Origin of the sequence: Deinococcus metallilatus (assembly GCF_004758605.1) — a bacterium.
Lineage (GTDB): Bacteria > Deinococcota > Deinococci > Deinococcales > Deinococcaceae > Deinococcus > Deinococcus metallilatus.
Map to the genome: position 1 here is coordinate 524102 of NZ_CP038512.1, position 15899 is coordinate 540000.

Annotated in this window: 15 protein-coding genes and 4 tRNA genes; 10 read left to right on the forward strand and 9 right to left on the reverse strand. The window is 68.8% G+C overall.

What is annotated here, in order from left to right; all coding sequences use genetic code 11:
- Positions 1–9: 9 nt before the first annotated feature.
- Positions 10–216, forward strand: coding sequence for a hypothetical protein (locus E5F05_RS08435; protein ID WP_129118191.1), 207 nt, complete (start codon positions 10–12; stop codon positions 214–216).
- A 3-nt stretch (positions 217–219) separates the two neighbouring features.
- Here E5F05_RS08435 and E5F05_RS08440 read toward each other — a convergent pair whose 3' ends face one another.
- The gene (locus E5F05_RS08440) at positions 220–960 is read right to left on the reverse strand and encodes an RNA methyltransferase (RefSeq protein ID WP_164973399.1); all 741 of its coding nucleotides are present in this window, start codon (positions 958–960) and stop codon (positions 220–222) included.
- Between the two features lie 133 nt (positions 961–1093).
- Here E5F05_RS08440 and E5F05_RS08445 point away from each other — a divergent pair, with 133 nt between their 5' ends.
- A complete protein-coding gene (locus E5F05_RS08445) occupies positions 1094–1801 on the forward strand; it encodes an alpha/beta fold hydrolase (protein WP_129118193.1) in 708 nt (235 codons plus the stop codon).
- A 3-nt stretch (positions 1802–1804) separates the two neighbouring features.
- On the opposite strand, the gene E5F05_RS08450 is transcribed toward E5F05_RS08445, so the two are convergent.
- Positions 1805–3136, reverse strand: coding sequence for a glycogen synthase (locus E5F05_RS08450; RefSeq protein WP_129118194.1), 1332 nt, complete (start codon positions 3134–3136; stop codon positions 1805–1807).
- A 67-nt stretch (positions 3137–3203) separates the two neighbouring features.
- Here E5F05_RS08450 and E5F05_RS08455 point away from each other — a divergent pair.
- A tRNA-Ile gene (locus E5F05_RS08455) sits at positions 3204–3279 on the forward strand.
- A gap of 22 nt (positions 3280–3301) precedes the next feature.
- Positions 3302–3376, forward strand: a tRNA-Val gene (locus E5F05_RS08460).
- A 335-nt stretch (positions 3377–3711) separates the two neighbouring features.
- Here the strand turns inward: E5F05_RS08460 and E5F05_RS08465 are convergent.
- Together E5F05_RS08465 and E5F05_RS08470 are read right to left on the reverse strand one after the other, a co-directional pair.
- Positions 3712–4383 (reverse strand): amino acid ABC transporter permease, encoded by a 672-nt coding sequence (locus E5F05_RS08465; protein ID WP_129118195.1) that lies wholly within the window; start codon positions 4381–4383, stop codon positions 3712–3714.
- Positions 4384–4487: 104 nt separating this feature from the next.
- Complete coding sequence (locus tag E5F05_RS08470; RefSeq protein ID WP_129118196.1) at positions 4488–5249, reverse strand: transporter substrate-binding domain-containing protein; 762 nt, start codon at positions 5247–5249, stop codon at positions 4488–4490.
- A gap of 235 nt (positions 5250–5484) precedes the next feature.
- Here E5F05_RS08470 and E5F05_RS08475 point away from each other — a divergent pair, with 235 nt between their 5' ends.
- The 6 genes from E5F05_RS08475 (at position 5485) to tmk (ending at position 8342) form a co-directional block, all read left to right on the forward strand.
- On the forward strand, positions 5485–6159 hold the full coding sequence (locus E5F05_RS08475) for a TrmB family transcriptional regulator (protein WP_129118197.1): 675 nt from the start codon (positions 5485–5487) through the stop codon (positions 6157–6159).
- A 37-nt stretch (positions 6160–6196) separates the two neighbouring features.
- Positions 6197–6272 (forward strand) — tRNA-Ala (locus E5F05_RS08480).
- Positions 6273–6304: 32 nt separating this feature from the next.
- A tRNA-Met gene (locus tag E5F05_RS08485) sits at positions 6305–6381 on the forward strand.
- Positions 6382–6470: 89 nt separating this feature from the next.
- On the forward strand, positions 6471–6869 hold the full coding sequence (locus E5F05_RS08490) for a VOC family protein (protein ID WP_129118198.1): 399 nt from the start codon (positions 6471–6473) through the stop codon (positions 6867–6869).
- 22 nt (positions 6870–6891) lie between these two features.
- Positions 6892–7683, forward strand: coding sequence for a Nif3-like dinuclear metal center hexameric protein (locus tag E5F05_RS08495; RefSeq protein WP_129118199.1), 792 nt, complete (start codon positions 6892–6894; stop codon positions 7681–7683).
- On the forward strand, positions 7680–8342 hold the full coding sequence (gene tmk / locus E5F05_RS08500) for a dTMP kinase (protein WP_129118200.1): 663 nt from the start codon (positions 7680–7682) through the stop codon (positions 8340–8342). Before E5F05_RS08495 ends, tmk begins: the two co-directional genes overlap by 4 nt.
- A 74-nt stretch (positions 8343–8416) precedes the next feature.
- Here the strand turns inward: tmk and E5F05_RS21455 are convergent, their stop codons facing one another.
- The 5 genes from E5F05_RS21455 to E5F05_RS08525 all read right to left on the reverse strand — a co-directional run bounded on the left by E5F05_RS21455 (position 8417) and on the right by E5F05_RS08525 (position 15787).
- A complete protein-coding gene (locus tag E5F05_RS21455) occupies positions 8417–9643 on the reverse strand; it encodes an RICIN domain-containing protein (RefSeq protein ID WP_206732999.1) in 1227 nt (408 codons plus the stop codon).
- Positions 9644–10220: 577 nt separating this feature from the next.
- Complete coding sequence (locus tag E5F05_RS08510; protein ID WP_129118201.1) at positions 10221–11102, reverse strand: glutaminyl-peptide cyclotransferase; 882 nt, start codon at positions 11100–11102, stop codon at positions 10221–10223.
- A 61-nt stretch (positions 11103–11163) separates the two neighbouring features.
- Entirely contained in the window at positions 11164–11550 is a 387-nt protein-coding gene (locus E5F05_RS08515) for a nuclear transport factor 2 family protein (protein ID WP_129118202.1), read from the reverse strand.
- A 58-nt stretch (positions 11551–11608) separates the two neighbouring features.
- Positions 11609–12712, reverse strand: coding sequence for a tRNA epoxyqueuosine(34) reductase QueG (queG, locus tag E5F05_RS08520; protein WP_129118203.1), 1104 nt, complete (start codon positions 12710–12712; stop codon positions 11609–11611).
- Between the two features lie 285 nt (positions 12713–12997).
- Positions 12998–15787, reverse strand: coding sequence for a M16 family metallopeptidase (locus E5F05_RS08525; protein ID WP_129118204.1), 2790 nt, complete (start codon positions 15785–15787; stop codon positions 12998–13000).
- Positions 15788–15899 lie beyond the last annotated feature (112 nt).

The following is a 15899-nucleotide window of genomic DNA, read 5'->3' on the forward strand; positions in this document are numbered from 1 at the left end:
GGATGAGGCATGGAAGACCTCTTCCTGCTGTGGAGCCGGGCCGCGCGTGCCCTCGCGCTGATTCTGCTGGTCTTCAGCGGGCTGTTCTGGCTGCTGGACCGGACCTTATTCAACTGGGGGAATGACCCATTTGCCCCCGCCTGCCTTCTGGCCCTCGTACTGATTCTGTGGTTGGTGTCCTGGTGGCTCAGGCGGATGGCACGGCAGAAGGAATGAGCCTCACTCCACCGCGTCCCCGCCCCGCCCCGCCCCTGTTCCCCGCCGGGCCGCGTCCTCCACCTTCCACTTCACCTGCCGCAGAAAGCCCCGGAAGAGGCGGCTCTCGGCGCTGCTCATCAATGCGCGGTCGAGCATCGCACGCCACAGCCGCAGCGTGTGGCGGGCGCGCACGGCGTCGGTGTAGCCGATCAGTTCCATCGTGTCATGCAGGTGGCCGTACATCGCTTCCATCTCTTCGCGGGTGGCGGTCTTGCGGTCGTAGGCCGGGGGTTCATCCTGTGCCTGGAGGAACTCGTAGCACACCAGCAGCACCGCCTGCGCGAGATTCAGGCTGGCGTACTCGGCGGTCGGGACGCGCACCGTCACCTGACACTGCTCCAGATCGCTGTTGACCAGCCCCGTCTCCTCCGGGCCGAAGACCAGCGCGGGGGCGGCGGCCGCGCGCACCAGCGGGCGCACCTGGGCCGGATGCCGGGGCGGGGGCAGGTCGGCGCGGAGGCGGGCGGAGGTGCCCACGCTCACGTCCCGGTCGGCCAGCGCCTCGCGCAGGGTGGGGTAGATGCGCGCACTTCGCAGCAGATCGGCGGCGTGGACCGCCATCGCCACGGCCTGAGAATCGAGGGGATCGCACCGCGGCGCGACGATCCGCAGGTCACTGGCCCCCATGTTCAGCATCGCGCGGGCCGCCGCCCCGATGTTGCCGGGCGTTTTGGGAGAGACGAGGACGACCGCGAGATTCACGTCCGGGATGCTAGCGCGGCGGGGGGAGGCGCAGTGGGCGATCAGCTCTGAACAAGAAGGCTGAGGCGAACACTAAAGCCTGTGATAGCCGGTTCACTGCTAAAAGCTCATCGCTCATCGCCACCCTGTCCCCATGACCGAAGGCCGCCCCCGCACCGTCCTCTTCCTCCACGCCTACCCCCTCTCCGCCGCCATGTGGGAGGACCAGAAAGCCGCGCTGGAGGCGGCGGGCCTGACCGTCCTCGCCCCCAACCTGCCCGGTTTCGGCGGGGAAGAGGGAGCGATTACTTCCCTCGCGGACACCGCCCGCGATCTGCTGAAGACGCTGCCGCCCGACCCCACCTTGCTCGTCGGCCTCAGCATGGGGGGCTACCTCGCTCTGGAACTGCTGGCGCAGGCCCCGGAGCGCTTCGCCCGCGCCGTGCTGGCCGACACCTCCGCCCGCGCGGACGACGAGGAGAAGCAGAAAGACCGCCGTCAGCAGGCCGAGCGCGTGCTGAAGGAAGGCAAGGGCTTCATCATCGAGGCGGCCCGCGAGGAACACCGCCCCGAAACCTTCACCCGCATCCGTCCCATGATCGAGGCGGCCACGCCCCAGGGCATCGCCGGGGCACTCCGCGCGATGGCGGCGCGGCCCGACCAGCGGGATACCCTCCGCCGCCTGAACCTGCCCCTGCTGGCCCTGGTCGGGGAGCAGGACGACCTCACGCCGCCCGACCTGGCGGGGGAAATTGCGGAACTGGGGCACGGCGAGCGGCAGATCATCCCCGGCGCGATGCACCTCTCGAACCTGGAGGCGCCGGAAGCATTCAGCGCGGCGCTGCTGGCCTTTCTGAGGTGAGGGTCACAGGCTGCGGTACAGGGCGAGGTACTGCCGGGCGGGGCCTTCCCAACTGAAATTCAGTTCCATCCCGCGCGCCATTCGGGCCTGCCACTCCACCTGATCCCCAAAGACGGCCCGCGCTTGGCGGCAGGCGGCGGCCAGCGCCCCCGGCGCCGCGTCCGCGAACCGGAAGCCCACGTTGGGCGGCACGGTGTCCACCAGCCCGCCCGTCTCACGCACGACAGGCAGGGTCCCGTAGCGCATGGCGATCATCTGCGACAGGCCGCACGGCTCGAAGCGGCTGGGCATGGCGAAGGCGTCCGCGCCCGCATAGACCCGGTGCGCGAGCGGTTCATTCAACCCCGAGGCAAAGGCCACGCGCGGGTGAAAGGCCCACCCGATCAGGGCTGCCGCCAGGAGGGGATCGCCGCCGCCCAGCACCACCACGTTCCAGCGTTCCACCAGTTCCGGCAGCGCCATGATCAGCAGGTCCATTCCCTTCTGATCCGCGAGGCGGCTCACCACGCCCAGGATCGGCGCGTCGTCCAGCCCGAACTCCGCGCGCAGGACGGCCGCGTTCGCCGCCTTGCCCGCCGCGTCCGCATACGGGCGGATGTCGGGGTCGGTGCGGGGGTCCCAGCGTTCCTGGTCCAGCCCGTTGAGAATCCCGCTCAGGCGGCCTTCCAGCGTCAGGCGCACCAGCAGGCCCTCCAGCCCCTCGCCGTACTGCGGCGTGGTGATCTCGCGCGCGTAGGTCGGACTCACGGTGGTGATCTGCTCCGCGAACACCAGCCCCGCCTTCATCAGGTTCAGGTCACCGTAGAACTCCACGCCCTCGGGGCCAAAGGTCCAGTCCGGCAGTCCGGTCCATTCCCGCGCCTCGGCCAGATTCCAGCGGCCCTGGTACTGGAGGTTGTGGATGGTAAAGGCGGCGCGCCAGCCCGCGAGGTGGGCGTAGGCCACGACCAGTCCGGCCTGCCAGTCGTGCCCATGCAGCACGTCGGGGGTGATCTCCAGCGCCTCCAGCACCGGCAGCACCGCCCGCCCGAAGGCGCAGAAGCGTTCCACGTCGTCGGGGTGGTACAGGCCGGGCCGCTCGAACGCGGGCAGCCCCACGAACAGGAACCGCACCCCCTCCTCCCGCACCTCACCGGCCCAGACCAATCCGGCGCCGGGCACCTCACCGCGCCACACCTCCTGCGGCGTGCCGGACAGCGAGGCGTACCAGGGAGACACCACGGTCACGTCCGCGCCCAGCCGGGCCTGGACGGCGGGCAGCGCGCCCAGCACGTCGCCCAGGCCCCCCGACCGCGAGAAGGGAAACACTTCCGACGCCACATGGAGAACCTGCATGTCCCGCACTCTACCCCCGTTTGACAACCCCCGGCCGCGCTGGTACACTTCCCCTCGCTCACGGCCCGGGCTCTTAGCTCAACGGTCAGAGCAGTCGGCTCATAACCGATTGGTTGCCGGTTCAAATCCGGCAGGGCCCACCACTTCTTGACAGGGCGGCGATACGGGCGGTTAGCTCAGCGGTAGAGCACTCGCTTCACACGCGAGGGGTCGTAGGTTCAAATCCTATACCGCCCACCAGAGAAACCTCGGCTGAGCCGGGGTTTTTTCTTGTTGTGCCATTCGGGACGCGGCGAGTTGACCGACGAGTGACAGAGGAAACACCGAGCTGCATCAAGAGGCGAGTCGAGTCCGGTCGCGAGAGTCGCCCCCACAACGCCAATCTGCGTGGGGCCAGCCGAGGTGAGGTCGTCAAACAACCGCTCTGGAACGGTATTTCTTTGCTTTAAACGCCTAGAGTCGTGGGTTCAAATCCCAGATCGCCCGACAGCAGCACCTCGGCTCAGCCGGGGTTTTTTCTTTGTTTGGGAGACGCCGGAACGCTCTCCTCCTTCTCCACAACCTCAACTGCCGCCTCAGCCGTGGCGGGACAGCCGGACCTCCAGACGGCGCTGCACCAGCTCCAGCAGGCTGCTGATCAGCCAGTAGATCAGCGCGGCGGCCAGGTACGGCCCGAACGGCTCGAAGGTCCGCGCGATCACGAGCTGGGCGCTGCGGAGCAGTTCGACCACCGTGATCACCGAAACCAGCGACGTGTCCTTGACCAGCCCGATCAGCGTATTGCCCAGGCTGGGGAGGGCCACCCGCGCCGCCTGGGGCAGCACGACCAGCCGCAGCGTCTGCCCCGGCGTCAGGCCCAGGCTGAGGGCCGCTTCGCGCTGGCCGCGCGGCACGCTCAGGATCGCCGCGCGCATCGTCTCGGAGAGGTAGGCGGCGGCATTGAAGGTCAGCGCCAGCACGCCGCCCACCAGGGGGCTGAGGGTGATCCCGAACGAGGGCAGGCCGTAATACACCACGAAGATCTGCACCAGCAGCGGCGTGCCGCGGATGAACGAGACGTACACGCCGCTGATCCACTGGAGCGGCCTGATCCCCGAGAGCCGCGCCAGGGCGACCAGCAGCGCCAGCGGCAGCCCCAGCAGCATGGCCGCCAGCGCGTAGCCCAGCGTGATCGGGGCGGCGGCGAGCAGGGTCGGCAGGGCCTGCCAGGCACTCCGGAGGATCAGTTGCAACTGCTCGGCGGTCATGGGGGCATTCTCTCAGCGGGACAGGTTTCGTGGCGGATTGTGAACGGGCGCCAAAGGAAGAGGGGGAAGCAGGAGCGGCTGCCTCCCCCTGGTGCTGACGGGTGTCAGGGCTTGCTGACATCCTCTCCGAACCACTTGCGGCTGATCTTGGCATAGGTGCCGTCCGCTTTGATCTGGAGCAGGGCGCGGTTGATCGCGTTCCCCAGCGCCGCATTCGTCTTCTTGAAGGCGATCCCGACGGGTTCGGGCTGGCCGATCACCCCGGCGCCCCGGATCGGCAGCCGGTCCTTGGTGATCAGGTAGCCGACCAGCAGGCGGTCGTTGTACGCGGCGTCCAGGCGGCCAGCGGCCAGGTCCGCCAGGTACTCGGGGGCGCCGGGGTACGTGACCACGTTGATGCCCCCCGCGTCCCGGAGCTGCTTCTCGAAGTTGCTGCCCAGCCCCACGCCTACGCGCTTGCCCTTCAGGTCCGCGAGCGTCTTGGGACTGAAGTTGCCGCTCTTGCGCACAATGATCTGCGGGCGACTGTAGGCATACGGCTGGCTGAAGCCGATGGACTTCTGCCGTTCGGGGGTGATGCCCACCTGGTTGACGATCACGTCGTACTTGTTCGCCTGGAGTCCGGCCAGGATGCCGCTCCACTCGGTCAGCACGAACTCGGGGCGCAGTCCCAGCTTGGCCGCGACCGCCCGGGCGATATCCACGTCGAAGCCGGTGAGCTGGCCCTGCGCGTCCTTGAAGGTAAAGGGCGGGTAGGTGCCCTCCATCGCGATCTTCAGGACGCCGGGCGTCAGCGTCGGCGCGGCGGCCTGGGCACTCAGGCCAGCCGTCAGGGCGAGGGCGGTCAGAAGGGTCAGATGACGCATGGCAACCTCATTTCTGGAAGTGGGCAAGGGAAGGAGAAGGATGCTCCGGTTTCTACACAGTGGATTCTAAAGTACTTTAAGTTTGAAAATGTATCCTGATCGTCTATCGCCGGAGGTTGTCCCGGGGCCGCCTCCTGTCCGGTGGTTCCTCTTCCGGTCGTCACTGTTCCCCACCGGGGCCGGGCCATGTTGTGTCGGGTCTACATTCTGACCTTTTCCCTTATGCTGGGACGAGATGAGTGCCGTGATTCACCTCCAAGCGCTGGGTCTGACCGAATACGAGGCCCGCGCTTACACTGCCCTGCTGGCCCTGGGGCGCGCCGTGCCTGCCCGGGTGGCCCGGCAGGCGGGTATTCCCCGCCCCAAGATCTACGAGACGCTCGAACGGCTGGAGGGCCGGGGCCTCGCGGCGCGGGTCGGGCAGAATCCCCTGGAGTACGCGCCGCTCAGTGCCCGCGAGTACCTGGCCCGTGCCCGCCGCGCCTTCGATGACCGCCTGGGCGCCCTCGACCGCGACCTCTCGCGCCTCACGCCCGACCCCGCCCCGGAGGCCGTCTATCACCTGTACGGCGAGGCGGCCATCCGCAGCCTGTGCGAGGACCTCACGCTCAATGCCCGCCGCAGCGTCTACATGGCGGGGGAGACGGCCCTCGCCGACCGCCTGGAGCGCCTGACGCCCCGGGGCGTGGACCTGCACCGCGCCCCGCTGGAGGGCCTGCCCCCCGTCGCCGCCGAGGGCCAGCGGGCCTTCCTGCTCGCCCGTGACGGCGAGGCCGCCGTGATCGCCCACTTTATCGAAGCCGGGGGCAGCGGCGAGGCGCATGGCGTCCACACGCACAATCCGGTCGTGGTTCACCTGATCGAGGGCTACGTGCAACTCGCGGCCCAGCGGTCCCCCGCCGCCCGTTGACAACCCCGGGGACCACTGGTAATCTAACCGGGCCTTCGGGGCTGTGGCGCAGTTGGGAGCGCGTCTGAATGGCATTCAGAAGGTCAGGGGTTCGAATCCCCTCAGCTCCACCAAAAGGCCCCGCCTCGCGCGGGGCACTTTTCCAGGCGATGTAGCTCAGCTGGTTAGAGCGAACGACTCATAATCGTTAGGTCCCCGGTTCAAGTCCGGGCATCGCCACCACCCGGGAACCCTGCCCAGCGCGGGGTTCTTTTTCGTTGTTCCCGGGAGAGGGACGCCGCCGCGTCGCCGAGAAGGTCTACGCTCGGCCCATGACGACCCTGATTGCCGGGCTGGATCACGTTCAGATCGAGGCGCCTGCGGGCTGCGAACCACAGGCGCGGGCCTTTTTCGCTGACTTCCTGGGGTTGCCGGAACTGCACAAACCGGAGGCGCTGCGGGGCCGGGGCGGTGTCTGGTTTGCCCTGCCGGATGGACGACAACTGCATGTGGGCGTCACCCCCGACTTCGTGCCGCGTGAGAAGGGGCACCCGGCCCTGCGTTGCCTGGACCTCGCCGCCTTTCAGACGCACTGTGAGGCCCACGGTATCTCCTGCCGGGCCGACGCGGAAGCGGGGGTGTCGCGTGTGTTCCTGCGCGACCCTTTCGGCAACCGGCTGGAGGTCGTGGAGGGGGCGCACGAAAGCATTCCGCTGAACGCTGCGCCCTGAGTGACCCGCCTAGAATGCAGCCATGACGGACCCCACCCCCACCCAGCCCCAGCGCGGCGAAGTTGACCGCGACACGCTGGTGCGCTGGCTGAACGAGTACCTCAACATTGCCGCCTATCCCGACCCCAGCCTGAATGGCCTCCAGATCGAGGGGACGGACGTGATCCGGCGGGTCGCCGCGAGCGTGGATACCAGCGTCAAGACGCTTCAGGACGCGGCCGACAGCGGCGCGGACCTGCTGCTGGTGCACCACGGGCTGTTCTGGGGACAGCCGCTCGCCCTCACCGGGCCGCACCGGGCGCGGGTCCGCACGGCGCTGATGGCCGACCTGAACCTCTACGCCGCGCACCTGCCCCTCGATGCCCACCCCGAGGTCGGCAACAACGCGATGATCGCCCGCGCGCTGAGCCTCCAGCAGGTGCGGCCTTTCGGGGACTGGCAGGGCCACAAGATCGGCCTGGCGGGCGAGCTGCCCTTCCCCCAGAGTTTGCAGGACTTCGCGGACCGGGTGCAGAAGCTCACCGGCGAAATCTGCCTGGTGCATGGGGGCGGGCCGCCGAACGTGCAGCGCCTGGGGATCGTCAGCGGCAGCGGTGCGGGTGCGGTCGCGGAGGCCGCCGCCGCGGGCCTCGATACCCTGCTCACCGGGGAACCCGAGCACAAGCACTTCTATGACGCCTTCGAGTACGGCGTGAACGTGGTCTTCGCCGGGCACTACGAAACCGAGGTCTTCGGCGTGCGTGCCCTCGCCGCCCGCCTGGAGGAAGAGTTCGGCCTGCCGTGGCAGTTCCTGCACCACCCCACCGGCCTGTGACGCCCGGCCTCTTCGTCTCCTTCGAAGGCCCCGAGGGCGCGGGCAAGAGCACGCAGCTCGCGTGGCTGGCGGCGCGGCTGGCAGAGGCGGGGGTGCCGCACGTGGTCACGCGCGAGCCGGGCGGAACGCCGCTGGGGACCCGCGTCCGTGAGGTGCTGCTGGACCCGCTGCTGAACATCGACCCGCTGCCCGAGTTCCTGCTGTATTCCGCCAGCCGCGCGCAACTCGTCGGCAACGTGATCTGTCCGGCGCTCGCGCGGGGTGAGGCCGTCCTGTGCGACCGGTATGCCGATTCCAGTCTGGCCTACCAGGGAGCCGGGCGCGGGCTGGACCCGACTTTCCTCGCGGCCCTCACGCGCGAGGTGACGGGCGGGCTGGTCCCGGACCTCACGGTGCTGCTCGACCTCGATCCGGCGCTGGGGCTGGCGCGGGCGGCCTCACGTGGGCAGCCCGACCGCCTGGAACGCGCGGACCTGGGGTTTCATGGGCGGGTCCGCGCCGGGTTTCTGGCCCTGGCCGCCCAGGCGCCTCGGCGGTTCCTGGTGCTGGACGCCACCCGCGACCCCGGCGCGCTGGCGGACGCCATCTGGCAGGCGGTGCGGGACAGGCTGAGCCGAAGCCCGGCGGACAGGTCATCCCCTCACCTGAGCGGGGATTGATCAGACCCCCGGGGCCTCCGCGATTGCCAGCGGAGGCCCCGGGAGGGCGAGCGAGCGGCCCAGTGCCGCAGGGATCAGGGGGAGAGGGCGCCCGGGGTGGAGCGCAGGGCCTGATACCAGACGTTGGCCAGCTTGCTGTAGCCCGTGCTGTTGGGATGTACCCCATCGGCCAAATCCGCCACATTCAGCGCCGCATTCACGTCCACCAGCGTCACCTTCTGCCCCTGTGCCGCCCGGCTGCGTACCACCTCCGGCAAGGCCGCGTTGTACTGCCCCACCCAGCGGTTCTGCCCCGCCTCCGCTAACGGCGGCAGCGTCGCCACCAGAATCAGCATGTTGGGACGGCGGGCACTCATCTGATCGAGCAGGGCGCCGAGGCGTTTGGGGGCGTTGGCGGGGTCACGGTTCTGGATGATGTCGTTGGTGCCGATCATCAGCAGGGTGGTGGCGGGTTGCTGCTGGTCGAGCCAGGTGTTGACCTGGGCGGCGATTTCGTCGATGCGCCAGCCGGAGTGGCCCTCGTGGTCGCGGTCGGGGAGGGCGGCGGGGCCGTTGAGGAGGGAGCCGACGAAATCGAAGGGGAGGCCTGCGGCGCTGAGTTTCTGGAAGAGTCCGGTGCGGTAGCCCCCCGGGATGTTGTACCCGTCCGTGATCGAGTCCCCCAGCGGCATGATCCGCACGGGCGTCGGGGCGGGCGTACTGGTGGGCGGCGGGGCCGAAGTCTGGGTGGTCGGTTGGAGTTTCCAGCGTTGGGCACAGGTGTTGTTGTCACTGTAGATCTGCACCTGCGCGCCGTTGCTGAGGGACGCGCCGCGCACGTCGAGCCGCATGTTCGCGGCGTGCCGGGGAATCAGCTCGTAAAACCCGTTGCCGACATCCTCCAACTTCCATTGCTGGTTGGTCCCGCCGCCGTACCCCCACTGCCCCACCCGGCTGCCGTTGGCGGTGGCCCAGCCGTAGACTTCCAGCGCCTTGCCGCTGTGCCGGGCGACGAGCTTGAAGTACCCACTGTCGGTCGCCTGGAGGGTCCACTGCTGGTTGGTGCCCCCCTGGTAGTCCCACTGCATCACACTGGCCCCGTTGGCGGTGGAGGCGTTCTGCACATCAAGCCCCTTGCCGGAGCACATGTTCAGGACAGCGTAGGTCTGCCCACTGCTCGGCAGGGCGAGCGTGCTGAACAGGGGGGAGGGCGCGGCGCTCTCTTCGGCAGCCGAGGGGGCCGAGGTGCCGCCGCAGGCAGCCAGCAGCAGGGGGAGGCTCAGGACGGCAGCCGTACGGGAAGCTCGTGGAGGACGTGACATGAGGCTCCTTTCCATCTTCAGGACGGATTCAAGATGTGATGACAGGGCGACCCGGCCCAAGGCAAGACCGGGAGTATTCAGAAAAGCCACTGAAAAGCAAAACCAGTCAGGGTTCGTGCGGGCGGGTCAAGTCGTGACCGCCACGGCCCCATTCAAGTCAGATGCCAGACTCCTTTCTGGGGCTCAGATATAGGCGTTGAAGATCAATGACCGCTAATACACCCCTGGAAATCAAACAACTGGAACAGGCGGATAGACGCGGCACAAAACAACTCGCGCAGCGCCAACAACGGGACGCACGCTTCCTCTGGGCTGAGGCGATCCCAGCAATGTTAAGAGGACCTGCATGAACGTACGAAACTGATTCCGCTTTAATCTGTAGTACGGGTCACGGTAGGTTCTCTGAGACGGCCGGTTGTCTTGATGAGAAACCGGCCCGGCCCCTGCTTTTGGGATGGCCTGACCTCACTGCGCCCCAGCCCCCGGCTCCCCTGACAACACGAAGAAGGCCGCAGAGGACACCGCCGGACGCTATGGCCGCGTTCTCTGGAGCGGGACGGTCCTGCCCGTGCCTGCCTCAGCGCCTGGAGCCCGCGCGGCCCGTCGTCCCGGTTTCAGGGCGGATGCCCGGCACCTTCACCTCGAAGACGGTGGGCCAGCGTTTGCCGGTCAGGAGCAGGGTGCCGCGCTCGGGCACGAAGGCGATCCCGTTGGACACGTCGTCGAAGGTGAGGGGCTGCGCGCTGTGGGCGGCGTCGGTGCTGGCTTCCTGCATCAGGGATTGCACGTCGAGCCAGGCGGTCACGTTGCCGGTTTTGGGATCGATGCGGGCGATGCGGTCGGTGAGCCAGATGTTGGCGTAGACACTGCCCTGCACGTATTCCAGTTCGTTCAGGTTCTTGACCGGCTGGCCCTGGTCGGTCACGCGCAGCGTGCGGGTCACGGCAAAGGTTTTGGGATCGCGCCAGAACAGGGTGCTGGACCCGTCACTCATGATCAGGCTGCGGCCGTCGTTCGTGAGGCCCCAACCTTCACCCGAGTAGCGGTAGCGCCCCAGCTCACGCAGGGTGGCCGCGTCGAGGGCGAAGGCCACGCCCGACTGCCAGGTGAGGTGGTAGGCGACGCCGTTCAGAACGCTTACCCCCTCCCCGAAGGCACTGGCAAGGGGGGTGGGGACTTCGGCCAGCACCCGGCCGCTTTTCAGTTCCCAGCGGCGCACGCCCGATTCCCCGACCTGTCCGGTGCTCTCGATCAGCAGGCCGCCCCCCAGGTATTGCAGGCCCTCGGTGAAGGCCGCGCGGTCGTGTGGATAACGGGCAGTGACCGCGGGCCGCAACACCGGTGTGGACGGCGAGAGGGACGCCCGCGCGGGCGTCACCGTGACGGTCATCAGGGCCAGGGTCACCAGGGCGGCGGTCAGAACAGCGGGCAGCGGAGGACGGGCGCGCATCCCCCGCATGGTAGCGGGGTTCCCCCGGCGTCAGGCGTTCAGAGCTTGCTCACCTGCCTTGAGCAATTCATCAGGCTTCCGTCTCCACCACCGGTTTCACGAACGCGGCCGAGTCGTAGTAGGTGCGGAAGGCGCTCACCTTCTGCCCGTCGTGTTCGATCACGCTCGCGCCCCGGTAGGCGATGTCGGTGCCGTCAGCGAGTTGGCCGGTCGCCTGCCACTCCATCAACCCGGTGTGGCCGTCGTCGCTGTGGTGGGTGAACTGGCTGCGGATGGTCTGGAAGTTGTCCAGATACGTCTGCCAGAACTGACGTGCGCCTTCCTGGCCCCGCCAGAGCTGCGTGGTGAGATTTTGCAGCGTCGCGTCGTCCGCGAACAGCGCGACCAGGGGGGCCGGGTCGCCGTCTTCCTCGGTGGTCTGAAGGGCCTGCATGAACGCCTCGGTCAGGTTCGCCATGGCTCACCACACCACGCGGCGTGGCCGGAAAGAGTGGCCGATCACCCAGGCAGGCCGCTCATGAAGCGACGCCCAACGCGCGGGCGGCCGTTTCCCGCACCGTCTCCTGCGGGTCGTCCAGCAGCGCCCGGACGTGCCCCGCCTCACCCCACTGCCCCAGCGCCCAGGCCGCCGCCTCGCGGACTTCCCAGGCGGGGTCCTGCACTCCGGCCAGCAGGAGCGGCCAGCCCCCCGGGTCGCGCGTGTTGCCCAGGACCGTCAGCGCGTTGCGGGCCATGCCCTTGCGGCGTGGGCGCAGAAAGGCCGTGCCCGCGAACCGCCGCTCGAACTGCCGCTCGCTGACACCGAAAAAGGCGCCCAGGTCGGGGTGCGCCAGCTCGGGGTCCGGCTGGAGGAGGCGCGCGAGCGGCCCGGCCTTCTGCGTCCAGGGGCAGACCTCGCTGCATATGTCGCAGCCGAAGAGCCAGTCGCCCATTCCGGCGCGCAGTTCGGGCGACACCGGCCCCCGGTGTTCGATGGTCAGGTACGAGATGCAGCGCCGCGCGTCGATGGCCCGGTCCGGCCCGATGGCGTTCGTGGGGCAGGCCGCCACGCAGCGGAAGCAGCGCCCGCAGCGGTCGGGATGGGCCTCCTGTGGCCCCACGAACGGCAGGTCGGTCAACAGCACCGCCAGCGTCACGAAGGCGCCCAGCCGCGTGCTGATATTCATCCCCGACTTGCCGCGCCAGCCCAGGAACGCTTCCGCCGCGAAGAGGCGCTCCATCACCGGTCCGTGGTCCACGTAGCCCCGCGCCCGCACCCCCAGCCGTGCCGCTTCCTCCTCCAGCCGGGTCAGGACGGGCTGAAGCTGGTCGTGATAGTCGGGGGTCCAGGCATAGCGGGCGACCCTTCCCACCCGCACACCTCCTGTAGGCACACCGGGGTCCGCAAAGGCGTGCGAGACGCCCAGCACCAGGACGCTCGCCGTGCCCTCCAGACGGCTCGCGGGGTCCGAGCGGGCCGGAAGCTGCCGCTCCAGATAGCCCATCCCCGCGTGCCGCCCCGCCGCCAGCCACGCCGCGTACTCGGTCACTGCCGACGCCGGGACGTTTGCGGGTGCCCAGCCCACCGCGTCCGCCCCCAGCGACACGGCGAGGTCGGAGAGGAGTTCGGCGCGGTTCACGGGGGAGAGTATGGGGCCTGGGGCGGGTGGCGTATGGCGTGGAGGGAACAGAAGGGGGTGGGGCGGCGGCTGGAGTCGTGCTTGGAGGGCAGCCTGCGGCTGCCACCCCCCGCTGCAAGCGGCTCTGCGAGTCCCAGCCTCTCGCGGTGCGAGCTGTACCAGTCCCCCGCAAGGGGGGAGGAGCAAAAACTCCCGCCTCCACGTCCTTCATCCTCCCAAAGAAGAAGGTGGAGGAACACCTCCCCCACCTCCACAAGCGACAAGCTACAGGCTACACGCCGACCCTCACTTCCCGAACGTCCCCGCCCGGACCACCACCAGATTCGCCGGGTCCACGTATTTCCGCAGCGCGTCCTGGGCCATCTGGGGCGTGACCGCCTTCAGTCTGGCCTCGAAGTCGGCGGTGAAGGTGTAGGTGCGGCCCAGGTAGAGCTGGCGGGCGAGGGACGAGGCCACGTTGGCGTCCTCGCTGCGGGCCACGCGGGCTTCTTGCAGCAGGGCGGACTTGGCGGCCTCGATTTCCTGGGCGGTGAAGCCCTTCTGGAGGGCCAGGCCGAGTTCCTCGCGCATGGCGGCGGCGACCTTGCCCGTCACGCCCGGGTTGAAGATGGCGTAGGTGCTGAAGCTGGCCTTGGGGTCCTCGCTGGAGACGTTGACGCTCCCGCCCGCGCCGTAGCTCAGGCCCTCTTTCTGCCGCAGGCGGTTGAAGAGGCGCGAATCGGTGCCTGCGCCGAAGACGCGCATGGCGACCGCCAGCGCCGGGTAGTCGGGGCTGTCGTCACGCAGCGGGAAGTTCAGCCGCGCCACGTAGACGGCGTTGGCCTTGTCGGGCACGTTCAGCACGAGGTCCTGCGCCTTGGGGGTGGTCAGCGGCAGGACGACTCGCTGGTAAGGCACGCCGCTGCTGAAGCCGCCCAGCAGCTCCGGCAGGGCTGCCCGAATAGTCTGCGGGTCGAAGTCGCCCACGACCGCCACCTGCGCGCGGGCCGCCCCCCACACCTTGCGGTAGTAGTCCTGCACCTGCGCCAGCGTCACGGCGCGGGTGTCCGCGATGGCCTCGTCGAGGGTGCGCGCGTAGCCCAGGTCGCCGTGCTTGGCCCCCGGCTGCATGAAGACCCGCGCCAGCGCCCGCCCGGCCACCGCCTGCGGTTCGTTGCGCCCCGCTTCCAGGTCGTCGAGCGCGGCCTTTTTGATCTCCTCAAAGTCGGCCTGGGGGAAGACGGGTTCGCGCAGCACCTTGCGGACCAGCGCCAGCGCCTCGGGGAGGTGGGTGCGGTCGGTGCTGAGGGTGAGGGTGACCCCGGTCGCGCCCCCGTCCACCTGAAGCTGGGTCTTGAGGGCCTCCAGGCGGTCGTTGAGCTGCTGGCGGGTCAGGTCTTTGCTCCCGCGCGTGAGCAGCGGCGCGATGAAGTCGGCGGCGTCCTGTCCGCTGCGGGCCGTGTCAGGGTTGCCGAAGTCGAGGCTCAGCACGAACTCCACCCGCTCGCCGCGCGTCTTCTTGGGCAGCAGGGCCACGTCCGCGCCCGCCACCTTTTCCCGGATCACGCGGGCTTCGAGGGCGGCGGGTTCGGGCGGGATCGTCTCCCCCGCCGCAAGGGCGGCGCGGCCCTGGTAGCCCTTCAGGAGTTCGGCGGCGCTGGGGGCCTGGCCGACGATCACCCGGTCAGGCTGCGCGGTCGGGACGAAGAGGCCCAGCGTGCGGTTGGTGGGTTTGAGGTACGTCGCGGCCACCCGCTGCACAGCGGCAGGCGTCACCTTTTCCAGCTCGTCGCGCAGCTTGAACAGCAGCCGCCAGTCGCCCGCCGCGATGTACTCGGACAGGGCCAGGCCGACCGTCTCGGGCTTGGCGAGCAGTTGCTCGTAGCCGCTCACCACGCGGGTGCGGACGCGGGCCACGTCCTCCTCGGTAAAGGGCGTCTTGCTGGCGTTTTCCAGGGTGGACAGCAGGGTGGCCTGGGCGGGCGCGGTGTTGTCGTCCTTGCCCAGCACCGCCGCGTACATCAGCAGGCCGGGGTCGTCGGCGCTGTTCGTCAGGCTGCCGATGGCGGTGGCCTGTTTGGTCTGCACCAGCGCCTTGTAGAGCCGCCCGGCGGGTTCGTCGGCCAGAATCTGGTCGAGCACCAGCAGGGCGGGCATGTCGGGGTGCCGCACGCTGGGCATGTGGTAGGCCGCCAGGATGATCTGCTGGTCGCCCACCCGGCGCACCGTCACGCTGCGTTCGCCGTCCTGGGCGGGTTCCACGGTATAGAGCGGCGGCAGCGTGCGCCAGGGCTTGCGGAGGGGGCCGAACTCGGCGGCGATCAGCCCCAGGGCCTGCCCCGGATCGAAGTTCCCGGCCAGCGTCACCACCGCGTTGTCGGGCTGGTAATACTTCTGATAAAAGGCCTTGAGGCGGTCCACCGGCACGTTCTCCACATCCGAGCGGTTGCCGATGGCGGTGTTCCCGTAGTTGTGCCAGTCGTAGGCCACCGAGCGGACCTGCTTGTACAGCAACGCGAAGGGGCTGTTCTCGCCGGACTCGAACTCGTTGCGGACCACCGTCATCTCGGTCTTCAGGTCGTCACCGCTGATCTTGGAGTGCGTCATGCGGTCGGCTTCCATCTTCACGGCCCAGGCGAGGTTGTCCCCGGTGTTCGTCAGCGTCTCGAAGTAGTTGGTGCGGTCCTCGCTGGTGGTGCCGTTGAAGTCGGCGCCGCGCTTGCCCAGGTTCTCCAGGATGTTGCCGCTGGTCGGCGTGCCCTTGAACAGCATGTGTTCGAGCAGGTGCGCCATCCCCGTCTCGCCGTAGTTCTCGTTCTTGCTGCCCACCAGGTAGGTCACGTTCAGCGTAAAGGTCGTCTTGGACGTATCGGGGAACAGCAGCACCCGCAGCCCATTGCGCAGCCGGTACTCGCGGATGCCCTCCACCTCGGTCACGAAGGTCACGCCCGCAGGCAGGGCGGGCTGGGCCTGGGCGGTGCTGGCCGGGGTAGCGGCGGGCGCGGTCTGTGCCGAGGCGACACCCCCCGTGAGCAGCGCGAGGGTCAGGAACAGGGCCTGACGGGACAGGGCTTTCTGAGAAAAGCGAACGGACATGCAGCCTCCTGAAAAGGGGAGAGAGCGGAAGGTCAGTGGAAATGCCAGGAGCAACTACGGGCCGGTGCCAACTGGAGTTCCGCCCCGGAGCCTACCGTCTGCCCTGTCACTT